The following is a 19,530-nucleotide window of genomic DNA, read 5'->3' as shown; positions in this document are numbered from 1 at the left end:
TCTATTATTGCATAGAGGAAAATTACTATTGAACAGAAATTTATAAAACCAATAAAATATATATTATGATAACGAATAAAAGTTATATGCTATTCTTTACTATAGTTTGTTTGTTCCTTGTATCATGTAAAACAAACACACTATCATATAAAACCAACGCAGAAAAGGAAGAACCAATAAAATCGTATGATTTAGATTTTAATTGGGGTGAAGGTGGACCTAATGAATTTGCTGAACCAGGACTTTGGGCTGATGCCGATCCTGCAGAGCATATTCAATGGTATAAAGATATGGGGGTGAATACAATCCAAACCTTTATTGTTTCGTGTAACGGTTATGCATGGTATAAAAATGATATTGTGCCCGAGCAACCAGGTTTGAAATATGATTTTTTGCCAGAAATGGTTCGCCTTGGGCATAAAGAGGGAATGAAAGTGATGGGGTATTTATGTATAGGCTCCAATACTCGTTGGGGAATGGAATATCCTGATTATAGTTATGGTTATCCTAACGACAGACATATTCCGTATACTCAAAAATATCTTGATTATCTCGATCAGATTATTCGTGATGCGGTAGGTAAGACCGGGATTGATGGTTTCATGATTGACTGGTTTTATCAACCCAACAGGAGTAGTAACGATGGTAAATGGCTTGATAGTGAAAAACAACTTTTCGAGGAGCTTATGGGAAAGACCTTTCCAGGAGAAGAGCAGTTATCAGAGAAAGAGTATGATGTTTATAGCCGCAAAGCAATTGCTGCTTGCTGGGATGTTATATACAAGGCCACAAAAGAGACGAATCCTGATGCAATTATCTGGTTATCTGCATTTGACATTACACATCCACACATTGCAAATTCAAAAATGTTTAACCAAATTGACTGGTTAATGAATGAAGCAGGTGATATGGAAGGAGTGCAAGCGGTGAAGGAAATGATTGGAGAAGATACGCGGTTAATCACCTGTTTGGCAAACTGGAATGATCAAGATCCTAAAGTTATTGTGCCGGCAGCAATTGACGCTGGTGTTGGGCTTTTCGGATTTAGAAAACCAGATTCGAGTTCGTTATTACCCCCAATTAGTAAATACCTCGAATCACCTGTTGACAGCTTGAGTGGAGATGACAAAAATATTGCTGTTTTAGCTCGTATTTATAATAATTTACCGATAGGTTATATTAAAAAAAATAAGATTAATGAGTGATAATGATTTGGTAATTTTGTATAAATTCTGCGATTTTATCAAGTCAAAATTTATAAATAACCAATTATTTATGAATTAATGAAACAGAAAACACTCTTATTTATTGTGGCTTTAATGTCATTAACCCATTTAACTTATAGTCAAGCACAGTATCAACGGAGTGCAGTTCTTGAAGCAGATTCGCTTCTCTTACCTCAGCAAGATTTGCAATGGTTTCGCGATGCTAAGTTTGGTTTGTTTATTCATTGGGGACTCTACTCAATACCAGGAAAAGGAGAATGGAGTATGTTTTATTACCGTAACGATATTGACGAGTATAAAAAGCTGGCCAATGAATTTAGCGCTAAAAAATATGACCCAAAAAAATGGATGGAAATTGCAAAAAATGCAGGCTGTAAGTACGTAGTTTTAACTACCCGTCACCATGATGGATTTTGTCTATTCGATACCAAGTTTGGTGATTATGATGCAGTAAATAGTGCGGCAAAGAGGGATTTAATAGCTGAATATGTGGATGCCGCCCGAAGTGCGCAAATGAAAATTGGCTTCTACTATTCCCCTCCAGATTGGAGGTACCCTGGTTATTTTTTCCCAAATATGTACCGATCCAGTGCCGAGAAGATGAAAGAACAAACCTATGTACAGGTAAAGGAATTACTTACCAACTATGGTGAGGTAGATATATTATGGTGGGATGGTGGCTCTGACGAGTGGCTAGGAGCAGGTGGCCTTGAATATAGTTGGGAAAAAGCATGGCATAAACGAGAAAATGATACTCCTTACACTGGTGACTTTAGCTGGGAACCTCTTAAGTTAGCTAAGATGGCGAGAAAATTACAGCCTAAAATGCTAATAAACGAACGTGGAGGATGGAAGGGTGATTTTGATATCCATGAAGAGAGGTTTCTTACAGGCAAAATGGACAGACTTTGGGAATATTGCGATAATTTAGCACTCAATGGTTGGGGTTGGAGGCCAATTGACAAAGAGACTCTACTGAGTTTGGAAGAAATTCTAAGATATTTAGTAAAGATTGTTTCTCTGGATGGAAACTTTTTACTGAATGTTGGTCCGGACCCTCAGGGAGAAATAGAACCTGAATTGGTTGAGAGGCTTGAGGAAATAGGGGAATTTATGTCTAAATACGGGGAAAGTATATATGGCACACGTGGTGGAATTTATGATGAAACCTGGGGCGGTACTACCTTAACAGATGATGCTATTTATGTGCATGTATTGGATATTCCTTCCGATGGGGTTATCAAATTGCCTGCAACTGGGGAAAAAATAAAGACTGCGAGGTATATGAATGGAAATGAGAAAGTTTCCTTCATACAAAACACGCATGATATTACCTTAAAGGGTGTTGCTAACAAACACAACGATATAGATGTAATTATTAAAATACAACTTACACCCAGGTAGTCTTATGTTTAATTTCTAAATCCATATCATAAAAACTACCGTATAAATAGGTGTTTTTAAAAAGCGTGTTGATAATTAACAATTGGCTTAATACCTTTTGCTGTTAAGCAGCTTCCAATATGGGTTTTGAGTCCAAATCTGCTTCGTCTTGAGCATATAGATTTACTGTAGTTTCAGCATCAAAAACTATGTCTTTTTTAATGATTTCTAATTCATTTGGAAGTTTTAAAAAAGGCTTCAATAGCCTGCTCATCTTTTTTGTAGTGTGATTTTCTTGGTGCTTTTATTTTGGTTTTAAAATGACGTATTAAATAGGTGCGAACCGTATTATATAGTTAAATCAAAATAAAACGTCATTATTCAGCATATAAAAAAGTTCATCAGTATTATACTCGTATTTTCGTCTGATACTTTTTGCTTGTGCCCATTTCTTTTCAATAGGGTTCAAATCTGGACTATATGGGGACAGGAACTCTAAGAAATGTCCAACCTCCTGTATTGCTTGTGATGCATCATTTTTTTTATGGAACGTTGCATTGTCTAGGACAATGACAGATTGTTTAGGTATGCATGGTAGCAGCTCTTGTGTAAGCCATGCATAAAACACATCAGAATTAACATAAGTGTCGAATAAACAGACATTGAACAACTTAAAATCTACTATTGCTCCAATAGCATTTTCCCTACCTCTTGCATGCCAATAATATCCAAGTCATGGAAATTAATCATACGGACAACATTTTCTTTTCTATTATGCCAATTTTGTGGACCGTCTTCTGGATTATCATATCTAATATTGAACGACATAGCATTAATAGGGTTACTGGTCTTATCACTGCATGAAACTTAAGAAAAGACCAATATTAGCAAGAATAATATTGTAATACATTTTTTCATGAACTATTTTTTATTAAGATTAATTGAAAGTACTTTTATTATTTTCCAAAGCAATTCACTGTTTTCATACACACCTTGAAACTCTTCAGAATGAGGTCCATAGGCAAATACTGGAACCATTGTTCCAGTATGGTCGAAAGTTGTAAAATCGCCTTCAATCATTTTATTTGACAGATCCCCTTGTGGCAAACTAAGCCCTCCAGTTTCATGATCTGCCGTTACAACAACTAAAGTGTTCCCTTCTTTATCGGCAAATTTTATGGCTTCAGTAATGGCTTTGTCAAAGTCAATACCTTCAGTAATAATACCTGCTATATTTTTAGTGTGGCCATTCCAATCTATTTGTGCGCCTTCAACCATTAGAAAAAATGGTTTGTTTTTATTATTCAAAAATTCTAACCCGTTTTTAGTAGCTTCAGAAAGTATATCGCCACGTCCTTCTAAAACACTGGGAACTGATTCTTCAGAAATAAAATAACCTACTTTATCATCTGTATTTTTTGATAAAAGGCTTATGTCTTCCAATATCGAAAAGTGATTTGCTATTCCTTTATTTTCAAATGTTTTAGATCCACCACCAATAAACAAGGATAGTTTGCTCTTTAAAAGATCGCGTGCAATACCCTCTTTTTCCGATCGGTCTTTTCTATGGGCGTAAAATGAGGCTGGTGTCGCTCCAGTAATTTCATCTGTAGTGATACAACCAGAAACAAAATCATATTGGTCTAGTAACTCAGTGATATTGATTAAGGGATTGCCTAAAGTATCCATGCCTATTGCTCTATTATTTGTTTTTGAACCTGTAGCAAGAGCGGTGCCAGCAGCAGCAGAATCGGTTGTAAAATCATCGGCAGATTGGGTTTTAATAAAGCCAATACTTTTTAATTGGGTAAGTGTTAAGCTTCCTCCATTGGCAAAAACTGATGAAGAGATTTGGTTAAGTCCGTTTCCATCACCTATTAATAAAAGGACATTTTTAATTGGCGAATTCTTTTTATCAGAATTAAATGTTGGTGTATAAACCTCGGACCTAAGTTTGTTGTAATATATGCGGTCGTTTAGAGTTTCTAAATAAATTGAAGCTTTGTTAGGCATGTCGGTGTTAATAAAATCAACGCCCATATCACTAAAAGCTTTCCAGGCACTTTTAGAATCGGGAGTAGCCCAAAACCTGAATGGTTTGCCAAAACTATGCGCCTTATCGATTGTCGATTTTACCTTTTTATAATCGTCGGCAGTTAATCGGCCTTTTCCATTCCAAACAGAGAACTTTCTAAAATTTAAACTGATTAGAGCAATTTTATCTAGAATTTTAGTGTCTTCTATAGACTCTAAATTTTGATGATCGAAATGGATAAACTTCGGATAATTAGGGTATTTTTCAATGCTTGGACGGTTTCCTGAAATAACAATTTTAATGTTTTCATTATTAATAATTTCAGGATAATTTTTTAAGACAACGACAAGTTTTTCTAAGGTTTTTTCAGCCTTGGATTTTATATCAACCAACAATTGTAATTTTTCTTGACTACCATACATTAAGGATATGACTTCCTTTATGGGTTGTAAGTATAAATTTTCAATCGTTCGGTTTTCTATAATATCCTCTTGGTCATGGGTAACGTATAAAACATCATGCTCCAAAAAAACATCAACTTCAATTGAAGTTAACCCGTTCGCATAGGCATTCCAGAAAGGAACACTTTGTTGGTAATCGTTATGAGAATGTATCTGAAATTTAGAAAAATATTCTTCCTGAGCAGAACCAAATTGGATAGAACAAATTAGAAGATAAAAAATGATTTTATGTATTGAGAGGATGTTTTTAGTAAACATAGTATGAAATAAATAATGGTTTTTAATGACTTAAAAGAAATCAACACTAACTCAAAACAACAATATTTTGAGCATACAACAAAGGAAACAGATGTATAAGCCTATGCAAACCTTTGCATCAATATAGAATTAAAAGGAGTTTAAACCAACAAAGACATCAAGCTTAGCTTATATTGATGTATTTGATATTTGAAAAAATAAAAAATTGTAAATTGTTTTTTCAATTTTAAATTGAAGATTTTTTTGTTACTTGTCAAATGGTTATTTAAAATGATAACTTAAATATGAAAAGAACTCGAGTTACTATTAAGGATATTGCGAAGGAACTCAATGTGTCAGCTTCTACTGTATCACGGGCCTTACAAGACCATCCAGCTTTGAAACAGCAGACTAAAGATGCAGTAAGGGAATTGGCAGAAAAGTTGAATTATCGCCCCAATACAATGGCGTTAAACTTTTTGAAACAGACCTCTACAACTATAGCTATTATTGTTCCAGATATTACAGGTTATTTTTTTTCAGCTGCGGTGACAGGGATTCAGGACATCTTGGTTTCTTCTGGATATAATATAATGATATGCATTTCAAATGAATCTTATGAAGAAGAATCACGAATAGTTGAAAAACTTTCTAAAGTTCAAATAGCAGGAATATTAGTGGCACCATCTTCAACTACTTTTAATTTTGATCATATTAAAAAAATACAAAGAAATAATATTCCCTTAGTGATTTTTGATAGAGATTGTGAGGGAGTAGATGCACATAAGGTACTCGTTGATGATTATTCGGGAGCTTTTGAAGCTGTAGAATATCTTATTAAAACTGGGTGTAAAAAAATTGCTCATATTACTGGGGCATCAGATTTGTCAACTAATAATCATCGATTGCAAGGATATCTGGATGCTTTAAAAAAGAATAATTTACCAATATTAGACAAATATATAATATACGCACAAGGGTTTACACATGAGCACGGTATTAAGCCCACCGAATCTTTATTGAAATCTAATAACGTGCCAGATGCTATTTTTGCTGTAAATGATCGTCTTGCTGTTTCCGCTATGCGAACAGCAAAGAAGCTTAATTTTAGAATTCCAGAAGATATTTCTATAATAGGATTTGATGATGAACCCCATTCAACCTATTTTACTCCAGCACTTTCTACGGTTTGGCAACCAGTATACAGTATGGGAATGTTATCAGCTAGAATTTTACTAGGAGATATAAAACGTAAAGAGGATGAAAACCTACAATTACGTTATGAGGTTTTTAAAACTGAATTAGTTATAAGAGGAACCTCTAAAAAACTCTAGTGCTTTTTGACATTTTTATGAGTCTTTTTGTGCAAACGTTTGCATAGAGATTTCCACCAGACCCCTCCGTAACTATGGATTTTTTATTGTTTTTTTACCTTACCATAATTGGGTAAAAACCATTAATTTAATTTGTAGATGATAATATCTCCTAAGGAGCTTTATGAAAAATGTTATGGCAATTATGCTATTGCTGCTGTAAATGTATTTACCATGGAGCAAATACATGGTTTGTTTAGAGCTGGAGAAAAAGCTAATGCGCCATTTTTAGTACAAATGACACCTGTAGCGAGAAATTATGCGCATCCAGATATGTTGTTGGCTATGATAGAAGCTGCTTCAAAAATTTATCATAAAGCGAAATATGCCATTCATTTAGATCATGGTACAGAATCTCATGCATTTGATGCTATTGATTCAGGAAAATACAATTCGGTTATGATTGATGCTTCTCATGATGATTTTCAACAAAATGTAAGAAGAACTAAGCTTGTAGTTGATAAGGCGCATAAGTATAATGTTTTTGTTGAAGCTGAATTAGGTGTGTTAAGCGGTGTAGAAGATGATATTTCAATTGATGAGAAATCAGCAAAATACACCCAGCCCAATGAAGTAGAACAGTTTGTTGAAAGTACAAATTGTGATAGTTTGGCTGTTGCCGTTGGAACAAGTCATGGTGCATATAAGTTTTCTGGAAGCCAAGGAATTCAGTTTAATATTTTAGAAGAAATACAGCAAAGGCTTCCAAATTTCCCTATAGTGTTACATGGAGGATCAGCAGTAAATCAGGAAGATGTTAATAGAATTAATGCTTGTGGAGGAGCTTTAAGTCAAGGTGCTTCAGGTGTTTCTCCAAATGAGATTAAAAAGGCTATTTCGCATGGGGTATGTAAAATAAATATAGCTACTGATACCAGAATATTATGGGCTAGAGTTAATCGTGAATTTTTTTGGAATACCCCTGAGTTATTCGATCCTATTATTCCCGGAAAGGAATATATGGATGCTTATGAGCAATTTATGTTGGAAAAATTTGATCTGCTAAGAGCAACGGGTAAGGCAGCTCAGTTTATATAATGAATATTAATTTTATGAATAGCAAATCACATTTATTACAAAAACCAAATACAAATTCTAAGGTGTATCATAGAATAACCCCAGAAACTGCCCAATGGAAATATTTAAGCTTTGAGGCTCGTGAAATGGAGTTGGGTGAATTATGGAAGCATAATACTGGTGAGAATGAAATGGTGATCGTATTACTTGGTGGAAATTTTAAGGTGTCTAGCAATCAAGGTGAATGGGAAACTGTTAACGGACGAAAAGATGTTTTTAGTGGAGTCGCTCACACTTTATATCTACCAAGAAATTCACAATTTTCACTTGAAGCAACAAGTACAACTTTAGATATAGCTTATGGTTGGTGTAAGTCTCAAGAAGATTTTCCAGCTAAGTTTGTAACGCCGGAGGATACTCAGGTTGTTATTTTTGGTGGAGATAATGCAACGAGACAATTTAATGATTTGGTACCACCAGGGTTTGGGTGTCATAGTTTGGTGTGTAGAGAAGTATATACGCCATCAGGTAATTGGAGTTCTTTTCCTGCGCATAAGCATGATGAAAGAAAAGTTGATATAGAAGGAAATGTACTAGAACCTATTCAAGAAGAAACCTATTTCTATAAGTTTGAAAAACTTGAGGCCTACGCCATCCAGCAGGTGTATACAAAAGATAGATCTCTAGATGAGATAGTAAGACCAAGACATAATGATGTGGTATTAATTCCAAAAGGATATCATCCTGTTGTGGCAGAACACGGGTTTCACTGTTATTACTTGAATTTTTTAGCAGGTACAGATCAGTGTTTAGCTAATACAACAGACCCAGACCATGAATGGATATATGATTCTTGGGAATCAAAAGATAAGAGGTTACCATTAGTAACCTCAGAAATGAATAACAAGTAATATGGCAGATAGAAAGTATGATGTAATTACAATGGGAAGATCTTCAATTGATTTATATTCTCAAGATATAGGATCACCTTTTAATGATATTAAAGGGTTTGACGCCTTTGTTGGTGGGTCACCACTTAATATAGCAGTGGGTTGTGCCAGATTAGGAGTTAATGCAAGCTTATTAACAGGTGTTGGAAATGATAAAGTAGGAGAGTTTATTGTTAATTTTCTGAATAATGAAGGAGTCAATACACATTGTATACCTACAAAAAATCAGTCAAGAAGTAGTGCTGTTGTGTTGGGTATTGAACCTCCAAATAAATTTCCTTTGGTTTATTATAGGGATAATGCCGCCGATAGTCAAGTATCAATAGACGACGTTATTGACGCACAAATCGAAGATTATAAAATATTATTGATTAACGGAACCGCTTTAAATATAGAGCCTAGTAGAAGTGCTACTTTTTTTGCTACTGAAATAGCAGAAAAAAATGATATAGATGTTGTATTAGATTTAGATTTTCGTGCAGATCAATGGCATGATTACCGTGCATTTGGTTTAACAGTAAGAGCCATTCTTCCTAAAGTTAAAATAGCTATTGGTACAGAGGAAGAAATATTGGCTGCTACAATGAGTAGTGCTTCACAGGTAACAATTAAAGATCAACAAATTTCAGCACCCGAAATTACAGGTGACATTGATGCTTCTATTGAACAATTATTGTCTTCAGGCATAGAAGTTTTAGTTGTAAAAAGAGGAGAAGAAGGAGCAAGTATATATAAGGCAGATGGTTCTAGAGAAGATGTTCCTGGTTTTCCTGTTGAGGTATTAAATGTTTTAGGAGCAGGCGATGCTTTTGCAAGTGGGTTCTTGTATGGAATATTACAAGGGTGGGACTTATATAAATCTTGTAGAATGGGTAACGCAAGTGGAGCCCAAGTAGTAACAAGAAAAGGTTGTGCTAATTTCATGCCCTATTTAGAAGAATCTTTAGAATTTATAAAACAGCGAGGGGGTTTTTAATAACATATTAAAACTAGGTTAGTTTTAAGAGCAATACAAAATGAAATAAGAAAAATAAATTAAGAAAAGAGATAAGTAAAAATAAAATGAAAACATTAAAAAATTATATAAATGGAGCTTGGGTAAATAGTGCTTCAGTAGACACTATTGAAGTTTTAAATCCAGCTAATCAGGAAGTCTTGGCAAAAGTACCTTACGGTAAAGATACAGCAAAGGATGTTGCAGTAGCAACAGAAACTGCATTTAAGGCTTACAAGGAGTGGAGTAAAGTTCCAGTTATGAGGCGAGTTCAAGTGCTGTATAAATTAAAATCTCTTTTTGAAGAGAATAAAGCTGAAATAGCTAAAATAATAACCAATGAGTCCGGAAAAACAAAAGGTGAATCATTTGGAGAAATTCAAAGAGCAATAGAAAATATTGAAGTAGCCTGTGGCACTCCCATGTTAATGGCTGGAGACGTTATAGAAGATATCGCTACTGGTATTGATGAAATGATGATAAGGCAACCTGTTGGTGTAACAGCTTGTATTACACCATTTAATTTTCCAAGTATGATTGTTTTTTGGTTTTTACCATATGCCATAGCAACAGGAAATTCATTTATAGTTAAACCATCAGAGAAAGTTCCTTTAACAATGATAAAGATTTTTGAACTTTTAGATCAATTAGATATTCCTAAAGGATTAATTAGTTTGGTTCATGGAGGTAAAGAGTCGGTAGATGCTATACTAGAACATCCAACAATTAAAGCCATTAGTTTTGTAGGGAGCACGCCAGTTGCTAGATATATATACTCTAAAGGTACAGCAAATGGTAAAAGAGTACAGGCACAAGGAGGCGCTAAGAACCCTGTAATAGTTTTACCAGATGCAGATATTGAAATGTCATCTAATATTATTGCAGATTCAGTATACGGTTGTGCAGGCCAGCGCTGTCTAGCAGCCTCAACTATAATTACTGTTGGTGATGAAAAAAGAGAAATTAAGGATTCTATATACGAAACAGTTAAATCTAGAACTACAGGATATGGATGGGATGATAATATAAGTATGGGGCCGGTTATAACAGTAGAAAGTAAAAGTAGAATTACGGGTTTGATTCAAAAAGGAATTGATGAAGGAGCAACACCATTATTAGATGGTAGAAATACCTCTGTTTCAGGATATGAAAACGGAAATTTTCTTTCTCCAACAATCTTAGAAAATGTGGCATTAGATAAAGATTTAATAAGAACTGAAATATTTGGTCCCGTAATGAGTCTTATTTCAATGAACAACATTGAAGAAGCTTTGCAATTTGTAAATAGTGGGAATTATGGAAATATGGCATGTTTATTCACTAGTAGTGGTGCCAGCGCTAGGAAATTTAGAAATGAAGCAGATGCCGGAAATATTGGAATAAATATAGGGGTAGCTGCACCCATGGCGCAATTTCCTTTTAGCGGGTGGAAAGACAGCTTTTTTGGAGACTTACACGGCCAAGGAAAACATGCAATTGAGTTTTTTACTCAAACAAAAGTAGTGATAGAAAGATGGCCAAACATTTGGTCACGTAAATTTTAATATCTGAAAAATGATCAAGATTGCAAATGCTCCTTGTTCATGGGGAGTCCTGGAGTTTGACTTGGAAGAAAAATCGAAGCAAATGGGTTTTGAACAGGTTTTAAATGAAATTAAAGAAACAGGGTATATTGGTACAGAATTAGGAGATTGGGGTTTTATGCCAACAGACCCAAATCAACTCAGGGATGAAATTCAAAAAAGGAACCTTGAGTTGTTAGGAGCATTCGTGCCTGTTGCACTTGCTAATTTAAATAAACATGATGAAGGAGTTTTAATGGCTTTAAAGGTCGCCGAATTAATGTATAAAGCAGGCAGTAAAGATGCGTTTATTGTTTTAGCAGATGACAATGGTTCGGTATCAGAGCGAACTCAAAATGCAGGTAGGATACAGCTTAAAATGGGACTTTCTGATGACCAATGGAAAGATTATGCCCAAGGAGCAGAAAAAATTGCCAAGGCGGTTAAGGATGCTTTTGGTATAAGAACAGTTTTTCATCATCATTGCGCTGGATATGTAGAAACACCTCAAGAAATTGAAAAATTATTATCGTTAACAGACCCAAATTTGTTAGGGTTGTGTTTAGATATGGGGCATTATGCATTTGGTGGAGGCGACCCAGTAGAAGCATTAAAGCTTTATTCTAATCGAATATGGCATGTACATTTTAAAGATTTTAGTCCAGAAATAGCAAAATCATCAAGAGACGTTAATGGAGATTATTTTGATGCAATAAAAAGAGGTGTGTTTTGTGAACTAGGGAAGGGAATGATTGACTTTAAGACAATTGTAGATTTATTACATCAACTAAAATATGACGATTGGATAGTTGTTGAACAAGATATATTGCCAGGTATGGGGCATCCAAAAGTTTGTGCCCAATCAAATAGAGATTATATAAAAGCTTTAGGTTTATAAATAAAAAGACACGAATGAAGATATTAAAGTTTGCCTTGGCGGGCCTTGGAAGAATTGGAAAAATTCATTTAGATAATTTACTTCAAATGAATAGTATAAAAGTGGTTGCTGCTATGGATCCTGTGGAAGAATCACGAAAGTATGCCGAAGAAAAAGGCGTTTTAAATGTAACATCTACATATGAAGAAATGTTATCGTCAACAGATATTGATGTCGTTGTAGTTTGTTCTCCAACTGATACTCATGCTGATTATGTAGAAATAGCCGCAAAAATGGGAAAACATATTTTTTGCGAAAAACCATTAGACCTCTCCTTACAGAGAATTGTTGAAGTATTAGATGTTGTTGAAGGTTCAGGTGTAAAGTTAATGATAGGATTCAATAGACGTTTTGATAAGGAATTCAAAAAAGTTAAAGCACTTGTTACTGAAGGAGCTATAGGAGATCACCATTTAGTAAAAATTACAAGTCGAGATCCTGGGGCTCCTCCCTTAAGTTATATTGAAAAATCAGGAGGACTGTTTTTAGATATGACTATTCATGATTTTGATATAGCGCGTTTTATTGTAAGCAAAGAAATAGATGAAGTATACGCAAGAGGAGCAGTTCTTGTTAATCCGGCTATTGGAGATGTGGGAGACATTGATACTGCAGTTATAACGCTTACCTATACAGATGGAACGATGGCTATTATAGACAATAGTAGAGAGGCAGCTTATGGATATGACCAAAGAGTTGAGGTATTTGGGTCTAAGGGAATGGTTAAGGCAGAGAATAATTTACACGATTCGCACCAACTATTCACTAGTCAAGGAAGTCAAGGATCTCTTCCTTTACATTTCTTTTTAGAACGTTATGCAGAAGCTTATAAAACTGAAATGAGTGATTATATTAAGAGTTTAAAAAACGGAACTGAAGTCCCAGCTAGTGGAAATGATGGACTACAATCTTTAAAAATAGGGTTAGCAGCAATAAAGTCTCTTAAGGAAAATAGACCGGTTAAATTGTCTGAAATTAACCAATTCCAAAAGATTCAAATGTTAAAATAAATATTTTGATGAAGTTTTACACTAGTTTAGAAATAATGAAAACAATAAGATTAACAGTAGCACAAGCTGTGATAAAATACCTTAATCAGCAGTATGTAGAACGTGATAGTATTGAAAACAAATTTTTTGCAGGATGTTTTGGTATTTTAGGACATGGAAATGTAGCCGGAATGGGACAAGCCATCCAACAACAAAATGATCTAAAATATTACCAATGTAGAAACGAACAGTCTATGGTTCATACTTCAGCAGCTTATGCTAAGATGAAAAATAGGTTGAGTACATTTATATGTACAACATCTATAGGTCCTGGAGCAACAAATATGCTAACTGCCGCAGCAGGAGCTACAATAAATAGATTACCTGTACTTTTAATACCCGGAGACATTTTTGCCAAAAGAAATGTGTCACCAGTGTTACAACAACTGGAATCATCTCAATCTCAGGATGTTTCAGTTAATGATTGTTTTAAACCAATTTCAAAATACTGGGATAGAATTAACAGACCAGAACAAATATTGTTTGCTCTACCAGAGGTTATGAGAGTTTTAACTTCTCCTTCAGAGACAGGAACAGTTACTTTAGCAATACCTCAAGACGTTCAAGCAGAAGCTTTCGATTTCCCAGTAGAATTTTTCAAGAAAAAAACATGGGTGGTAGTCAGACAGAGACCAGATATATCTCAGTTAAAAAAAGCAGTAGAGCTTATTAAATCTAGTAAAAAACCATTGATAATAGCAGGCGGAGGAGCTCACTATAGTGAAGCTTTAGATGTTTTAAAGTCATTGGTTTATCAAACAAATATTCCAGTAGCAGAGACCTTTGCAGGTAAAGGAGCTTTAAAATATGATGATCCACATCAATTGGGTGCGGTTGGAGCTACTGGTACACCAGGTGCCAATATAATTTCTGAAGAAGCAGATTTAGTAATTGGACTTGGAACACGTTATAGTGATTTCACAACCGCTTCAAAAACGGCCTTTCAAAATCCAGATGTCAAATTTTTAAACATTAATGTTACAGAATTTGATGCCGCTAAACATGGCGGTTTAATGCTTCAAGGAGATGCTAAGGCAACATTAGAAGAGTTGTTGGAGCTACTTAAAGATTATCAAGTAAGTGATCATTATAGTAACAGAGTTAGAGAATTTAATCAAACATGGGAAGCCAAAGTTTCAGAAATTTACAATTATAGACATGATAATCTTTTGAGTCAGGGTGAAATCATTGGAGCAGTGAATGAGTTTGCTGATGATAATGACGTTGTTTTGTGTGCAGCAGGAAGTTTGCCAGGAGATTTACATAAATTATGGAGAACAAAAAGCAGTAAGAGCTTCCATTTAGAATATGGATATTCCTGTATGGGATACGAAATTGCGGGCGGTCTAGGCGCTAAGATGGCAGACCCCAGTCGTGAAATTTATGTGATGGTTGGTGATGGCAGTTATTTAATGCTTTCACAAGAGATTGTAAGTTCTATCCAAGAAGGATATAAAATGACGATTGTTTTAATAGATAATGATGGCTATAAAAGTATTGGAGCACTTTCACGAAGTTTAGGGAGTGAAGGTTATGGTACCAGATATTTATTCAGAAATCCTGATTCACAAAAGATAGAAGGTGATGAGGTAGTATCTGAAGCGATCTTACCAATAAATCTGGCTGATAATGCCAGAAGTTTAGGAGCTCATGTTATTGAATGCTCAGATTACAATGATTTAACAGAAGCTCTAAAAGCAGCTAAAAAAATTAATAAAACTACAGTTATTTATACAACTTGCGATAGATATCAAGGTGTTGATGGTTATGGATGGTGGGAAGTTCCTATTTCTGAAGTGTCAGAAATGGAAACTGTGAACAAAGCTTTTAAAGATTTTGTGGAACATAAAAAGAAGCAAAAATATTATTACTAATGTAGTTTTCTAGGAAACTATATCTTTCAAGAAAAAACACGAATTATTAATTTTCAATAACATTAAAAATAATTAGCCATGTATACTGCTTTAACTTTTATAGGCTTTATTGCTTTTGTTGCCATTTATTCATGGTATAAACTAAAAAATGAGAAGTTAGATTCTCAGGATGGATATTTTTTAGGCGGGCGTAGTCTTACAGGCGTGGTAATTGCAGGATCTATGTTACTTACCAATATTTCTACCGAGCATCTTATTGGAATGAATGGTTCTTCATATAAAAATGGCTTCATCATTATAGCTTGGGAAGTCACCTCAGCATTAGCATTGGTTGCAGCTGCTATATATTTTGTGCCTAAATATTTGAAAATGGGACTTACAACAATCCCGCAATATCTTGAAAAACGTTTTGATAATGCTACTAGAACATTAGTTGCACTTTTTTTAATGATTTCATTTGTTGTAACCTTATTACCAATAGTGTTGTATACAGGAGCTATTAATTTAGAAAGCATTTTTAATATTTCAGAAGTTTTAGGAGTATCTCAAGATCAAGGCCTATGGGTTACAGTTATAGGAATTGGAGCAATAGGGTCTATTTATGCTATTTTTGGAGGATTAAAGGCTGTAGCTATTTCAGACACAATCAATGGGTATGGTTTATTAATAGGAGGATTGGCCATACCTTTAATTGCTCTTATAAGTATTGGAGATGGTAATCCATTGGCAGGATTAACAAAGGTATATGAACATAGTCCTGAAAAGTTTAATGTTATTGGAGCTAAGGATTCTGTAATGCCTTTTGGAGTATTGTTTACAGGTTTGATTATTAATCAACTCTACTTCTGGAGTATGAACCAAACTATCATTCAAAGAGCTTTAGGAGCAAAGAATTTGGTTGAAGCCCAAAAGGGGCTTCTATATACTGGAGTTTTAAAAATACTAGTTCCAATAATAATTATTTTACCTGGTGTCATTGGTTTTTACTATTACGGAGATTCCCTTTTTGACAAACAAGATATGATTTACCCAGAACTTATTAAAAAAGTTTTACCTGTAGGTTTAGTTGGTTTGTTTGCCGCTGTGGTAATGGGTGCTGTACTAAGTACATTTAATAGTGTACTAAACAGTGCTGCAACTATTTTCAGTATTGATGTATATAAAAGACACCTTGGAAAGAATAGCACGGATAAAAAATTGGTGAAGGTTGGTAAATTAACTTCCACAATTTTAGCCGTTTTTGCCATTATGGTAGCGCCAATGGTGGCAAACGCACCAGATGGATTGTATCAATTACTCCAGCAACTAAATGGTATTTTCTTTATTCCAATAGCCTCCATAATGTTAGCGGGCTTCTTTCTTAAAAAGATTTCTGCCGCAGGTGCCAAAGCAGCTTTGTTTGTTGGGCTAGCATTTTACATAACAACAACTTTTATCCTTAAAACAGATATCCATTTTATTCATATTTGGGGTATTGAATTCATTCTTAATTTGCTGGTAATGTTTGGAGTTTCCTATTTTTACCCACAGGATAAAGAGTTTAAAGCTAAAGATTTACATATTTTGGATATGAAAGAATGGAAGTACACCAAACATATGTCTATAGCACTTTGCGCTGTAACGCTCTTGATTTATATTCTTTTAGGACAAAATTGATGAAACTTCTTAGGTGAAAAACTTATTGTGCTTTGAAATGATTGTATAGATGTTTTATGTAACAACTAAAATAGTATAAACACATGAAATATAAGTGTGTCATTTTTGATTGTGATGGCGTATTAGTGGATAGTGAAGCTATTTCTTGTATGGTATTACAAGAAATGGCAGACAATTTAGGGTTATCACTTAAATGGAATACTATTATTGAAACGTTTTCAGGGAAATCACTTAGAAATATTATAGAATATATAGAAATCAGAATTAACCAAAAGATTCCTGCTAATTTTGAAACAGAGTTTAGGCAAAAAACTTTTGAATCTTTTAAAAGAGATCTTAAACCTATTAAAGGGATTCACAAAGTCATAAACGAATTAACAGTACCATTTTGTGTGGCTTCAAGTGGACCAAGAAATAAAATAATACTTAACCTGACTACGGTTGATCTCATCCATAAATTTTCTGAAGAGCGCATATTCAGTTCTTATGATATAGGGAGTTGGAAGCCAGAACCTGAAATTTATTTATTTGCGGCAAAAAAAATGGGTTTTAAACCAAAAGAATGTGTTGTTATTGAAGATAGTATCTATGGAATAGAAGCAGCCATTTCCGGCGGGTTTGATACTTATGCATATACTAAAGGGCATAATAAAAAGAAATTCACTGAAATGGGAGCTATGGTCTTTAATGATATGAATCAACTTAATGTATTAATAAGTCATTAAATCGATGAGGTCAGTAGTTTTTGCTAACCTCTTTCTTTATGTTGAAAATAGTAGATTACTAACACTATATTAAGAATTTTAAGAGATTAATTATAAAAAAAAGACGAACAATGATTCGCTATTCAATTTACTTTTTGGTCACTATTGCTATCACTTTTACAGTCCTGTCATGTAAGAAACAGAACGTGGAGAATGTGGCGAAAACAAGAATTGCCTTTATGGCAGATGTTCATTTACATGACGTTCATGCTATCTTTTCTGATATAGATTATAAAGGTGTCAAAAACCCTTCAACTGATAAGTATAATACAATTAGAACTATGGATGCGCAATTGCATTCTACTAGACTATTTAATGAGAATTATTATGCTTTTTTAGAAGCGTTGGAGGATGTTGTGAAACGAGGGATCAAAATAGTGGCACTCCCAGGTGATTTCACAGATGATGGACAACCCATAAATGTTAGAGGTCTAAGAAAAATTCTGGATAGGTATTCAAAGGGACATGATATTACCTTTTTAACTATAACGGGAAATCATGACCCGGTTAGACCATTTGATATAGAAGCTGGGAAGAGTGACTTTTTAGGAGAAGGAGGGCAGTCTCAAGCCATTTATAGTAAAGAAGGCCTCTATAATGGTAAAGGGCTAAAACCAATAATTACAGAAGATATTAAAGAATGGGGATACGACAGTATTTTAAATGAGCTTTCTGATTATGGATTTTTCCCAAATAAGAAATTTATATACTGGGAAACTCCCTATTCTGATTATAAATATGATGACTATACATTTGATAAAGCAGTTAAATCATCAGCGTTAAGTTTGAGGCAATATAATGTTTCTGAAAGATTAAAAGTGCCAGATGTAAGTTATTTGGTAGAACCTATTGAAGGTATTTGGTTATTGGCATTAGATGGCAATACTTATGTACCTGTAAAAGGAGCTGATACTGTTTCTAGTAATCCTAAAAATTACAAAGGAGCAAGTATTGGATATAATAATGTGCTTACTCACAAAAAACATTTAATGCAATGGACAAGTCGTGTAGTGAAAGAGGCTGAGAAAAAAGGTAAACTACTTATGGCATTTAGCCATTATCCTATGGTGGAATTTAATGATGGTAGTTCAGACCTTAAAAAAAGTGTTTTTGGCAGTAATAAAATTCAATTGCATAGAGTTCCAAAAGTAAGTGTTGCTCAAATTTTTGCTGATGCTGGGCTTAAATTGCATATTGGAGGTCATATGCATATTAACGACACGGGCGTTCATAATACAGAAAAAGGAAATGTGTTGGTAAACATACAATCCCCATCGCTAGCAGCGTATCCTGCAGGATATAAGATTTTAACAATTGAGTCTGACGATATTATAGAAGTTGAAACCGTTCAATTGAATACCGTGTCAAGGTTTAATGAATTATTTTCCCTTTACGAATTGGAATATAGTTATTTAGAAAATAATCATAAAGATGTGTGGAATAAGGAAATTCTAGAAACTAAGAACTATCAAGAATATGTCAATTGGCACTTAAAAGAATTAGTTCGTCTAAGGTTTCTTCCCGAAGACTGGCCAGAATCTTTAAGAGAATTGATACTGAAAGAAAATGGAAAAAGTTTATTAAAAAAAGCCACGCAAGGAATAAGCAATGCGCTTATTATAAAAGAGTTAGAAAGCAATGATTTAGGAATTAAAGATTTTGAGGAATGGAATGGTTATGATTTTATATTTGATTTCTACCGCCTACAAAATGGAGATCACCTGTCTTTAAAAGATATTGGAGATAAGAGAATAAAGCAATATAAAATTCTACTAAATTACTTGGCTAAAATTGAAAATTCAGGTGTAAATGATGCCCTAAGAGAGTTTGCTCAGATATTTCAAAAGCATTTTTCTGGAGTTCCGTCAGATCACTTTAAAATAGACCTTAAAAATGGGTTAATAACAGCCATAAAAAAGGACTAATTAAATCCTGTTTTTAGGGTGTTGATTTTGTGTAAATTTTAGCGAAGTTATCTCGCGATTTTTGAAATTGACGTTAATTTAAAATTT

At 34.2% G+C, this 19,530-nt stretch carries 15 protein-coding genes and 1 pseudogene; 13 read left to right on the top strand and 3 right to left on the bottom strand.

Annotation, left to right across the window (positions count from 1 at the left end; genetic code table 11):
- The first annotated feature begins 65 nt into the window (after positions 1-65).
- Complete coding sequence (locus tag L3X37_RS10560) at positions 66-1,205, top strand: alpha-amylase family protein (RefSeq protein WP_237240138.1); 1,140 nt, start codon at positions 66-68, stop codon at positions 1,203-1,205.
- 78 nt (positions 1,206-1,283) lie between these two features.
- Positions 1,284-2,630: an alpha-L-fucosidase gene (locus L3X37_RS10555; protein WP_237240137.1), complete on the top strand. Its 1,347-nt coding sequence runs from the start codon at positions 1,284-1,286 to the stop codon at positions 2,628-2,630.
- Between the two features lie 103 nt (positions 2,631-2,733).
- Here the strand turns inward: L3X37_RS10555 and L3X37_RS10550 are convergent, their stop codons facing one another.
- The 3 genes and pseudogenes from L3X37_RS10550 to L3X37_RS10545 all read right to left on the bottom strand — a co-directional run bounded on the left by L3X37_RS10550 (position 2,734) and on the right by L3X37_RS10545 (position 5,363).
- Positions 2,734-2,883 carry a hypothetical protein gene (locus L3X37_RS10550; RefSeq protein WP_237240136.1) on the bottom strand — a complete coding sequence of 50 codons (150 nt, stop codon included), beginning with the start codon at positions 2,881-2,883 and terminating at the stop codon, positions 2,734-2,736.
- Between the two features lie 87 nt (positions 2,884-2,970).
- A pseudogene (locus L3X37_RS15435) lies at positions 2,971-3,309 on the bottom strand (transposase); the annotation flags it as partial.
- 221 nt (positions 3,310-3,530) lie between these two features.
- Positions 3,531-5,363: an alkaline phosphatase gene (locus L3X37_RS10545; RefSeq protein WP_237240135.1), complete on the bottom strand. Its 1,833-nt coding sequence runs from the start codon at positions 5,361-5,363 to the stop codon at positions 3,531-3,533.
- Between the two features lie 284 nt (positions 5,364-5,647).
- Here L3X37_RS10545 and L3X37_RS10540 point away from each other — a divergent pair, with 284 nt between their 5' ends.
- The 11 genes from L3X37_RS10540 (at position 5,648) to L3X37_RS10490 (ending at position 19,443) form a co-directional block, all read left to right on the top strand.
- Complete coding sequence (locus tag L3X37_RS10540) at positions 5,648-6,676, top strand: LacI family DNA-binding transcriptional regulator (RefSeq protein ID WP_237240134.1); 1,029 nt, start codon at positions 5,648-5,650, stop codon at positions 6,674-6,676.
- A 138-nt stretch (positions 6,677-6,814) separates the two neighbouring features.
- On the top strand, positions 6,815-7,753 hold the full coding sequence (locus L3X37_RS10535; protein ID WP_237240133.1) for a class II fructose-bisphosphate aldolase: 939 nt from the start codon (positions 6,815-6,817) through the stop codon (positions 7,751-7,753).
- 14 nt (positions 7,754-7,767) lie between these two features.
- Positions 7,768-8,643, top strand: a complete 876-nt coding sequence (iolB, locus tag L3X37_RS10530; RefSeq protein ID WP_223552113.1) for a 5-deoxy-glucuronate isomerase — start codon at positions 7,768-7,770, stop codon at positions 8,641-8,643.
- Between the two features lies 1 nt (position 8,644).
- The gene (gene iolC / locus L3X37_RS10525) at positions 8,645-9,658 is read left to right on the top strand and encodes a 5-dehydro-2-deoxygluconokinase (RefSeq protein WP_223552112.1); all 1,014 of its coding nucleotides are present in this window, start codon (positions 8,645-8,647) and stop codon (positions 9,656-9,658) included.
- Positions 9,659-9,744: 86 nt separating this feature from the next.
- Positions 9,745-11,220 carry a CoA-acylating methylmalonate-semialdehyde dehydrogenase gene (locus tag L3X37_RS10520; RefSeq protein WP_237240132.1) on the top strand — a complete coding sequence of 492 codons (1,476 nt, stop codon included), beginning with the start codon at positions 9,745-9,747 and terminating at the stop codon, positions 11,218-11,220.
- Between the two features lie 10 nt (positions 11,221-11,230).
- Entirely contained in the window at positions 11,231-12,136 is a 906-nt protein-coding gene (locus L3X37_RS10515) for a TIM barrel protein (RefSeq protein ID WP_237240131.1), read from the top strand.
- A 14-nt stretch (positions 12,137-12,150) separates the two neighbouring features.
- The gene (iolG, locus tag L3X37_RS10510; RefSeq protein ID WP_237240130.1) at positions 12,151-13,185 is read left to right on the top strand and encodes an inositol 2-dehydrogenase; all 1,035 of its coding nucleotides are present in this window, start codon (positions 12,151-12,153) and stop codon (positions 13,183-13,185) included.
- Between the two features lie 35 nt (positions 13,186-13,220).
- Positions 13,221-15,098: a 3D-(3,5/4)-trihydroxycyclohexane-1,2-dione acylhydrolase (decyclizing) gene (gene iolD / locus L3X37_RS10505; RefSeq protein ID WP_237240129.1), complete on the top strand. Its 1,878-nt coding sequence runs from the start codon at positions 13,221-13,223 to the stop codon at positions 15,096-15,098.
- Between the two features lie 78 nt (positions 15,099-15,176).
- Positions 15,177-16,754 carry a solute:sodium symporter family transporter gene (locus tag L3X37_RS10500; protein ID WP_237240128.1) on the top strand — a complete coding sequence of 526 codons (1,578 nt, stop codon included), beginning with the start codon at positions 15,177-15,179 and terminating at the stop codon, positions 16,752-16,754.
- Between the two features lie 83 nt (positions 16,755-16,837).
- Positions 16,838-17,479 carry an HAD family hydrolase gene (locus L3X37_RS10495; RefSeq protein ID WP_237240127.1) on the top strand — a complete coding sequence of 214 codons (642 nt, stop codon included), beginning with the start codon at positions 16,838-16,840 and terminating at the stop codon, positions 17,477-17,479.
- A gap of 194 nt (positions 17,480-17,673) precedes the next feature.
- Entirely contained in the window at positions 17,674-19,443 is a 1,770-nt protein-coding gene (locus tag L3X37_RS10490; protein WP_237240126.1) for a metallophosphoesterase, read from the top strand.
- Positions 19,444-19,530 lie beyond the last annotated feature (87 nt).

Source organism: Wocania arenilitoris, assembly GCF_021728535.1.
Classification (GTDB): domain Bacteria; phylum Bacteroidota; class Bacteroidia; order Flavobacteriales; family Flavobacteriaceae; genus Wocania_A; species Wocania_A arenilitoris.
Note: the sequence above shows the minus strand (reverse complement) of the source record. Positions and strands in the feature narration are given on the sequence as shown.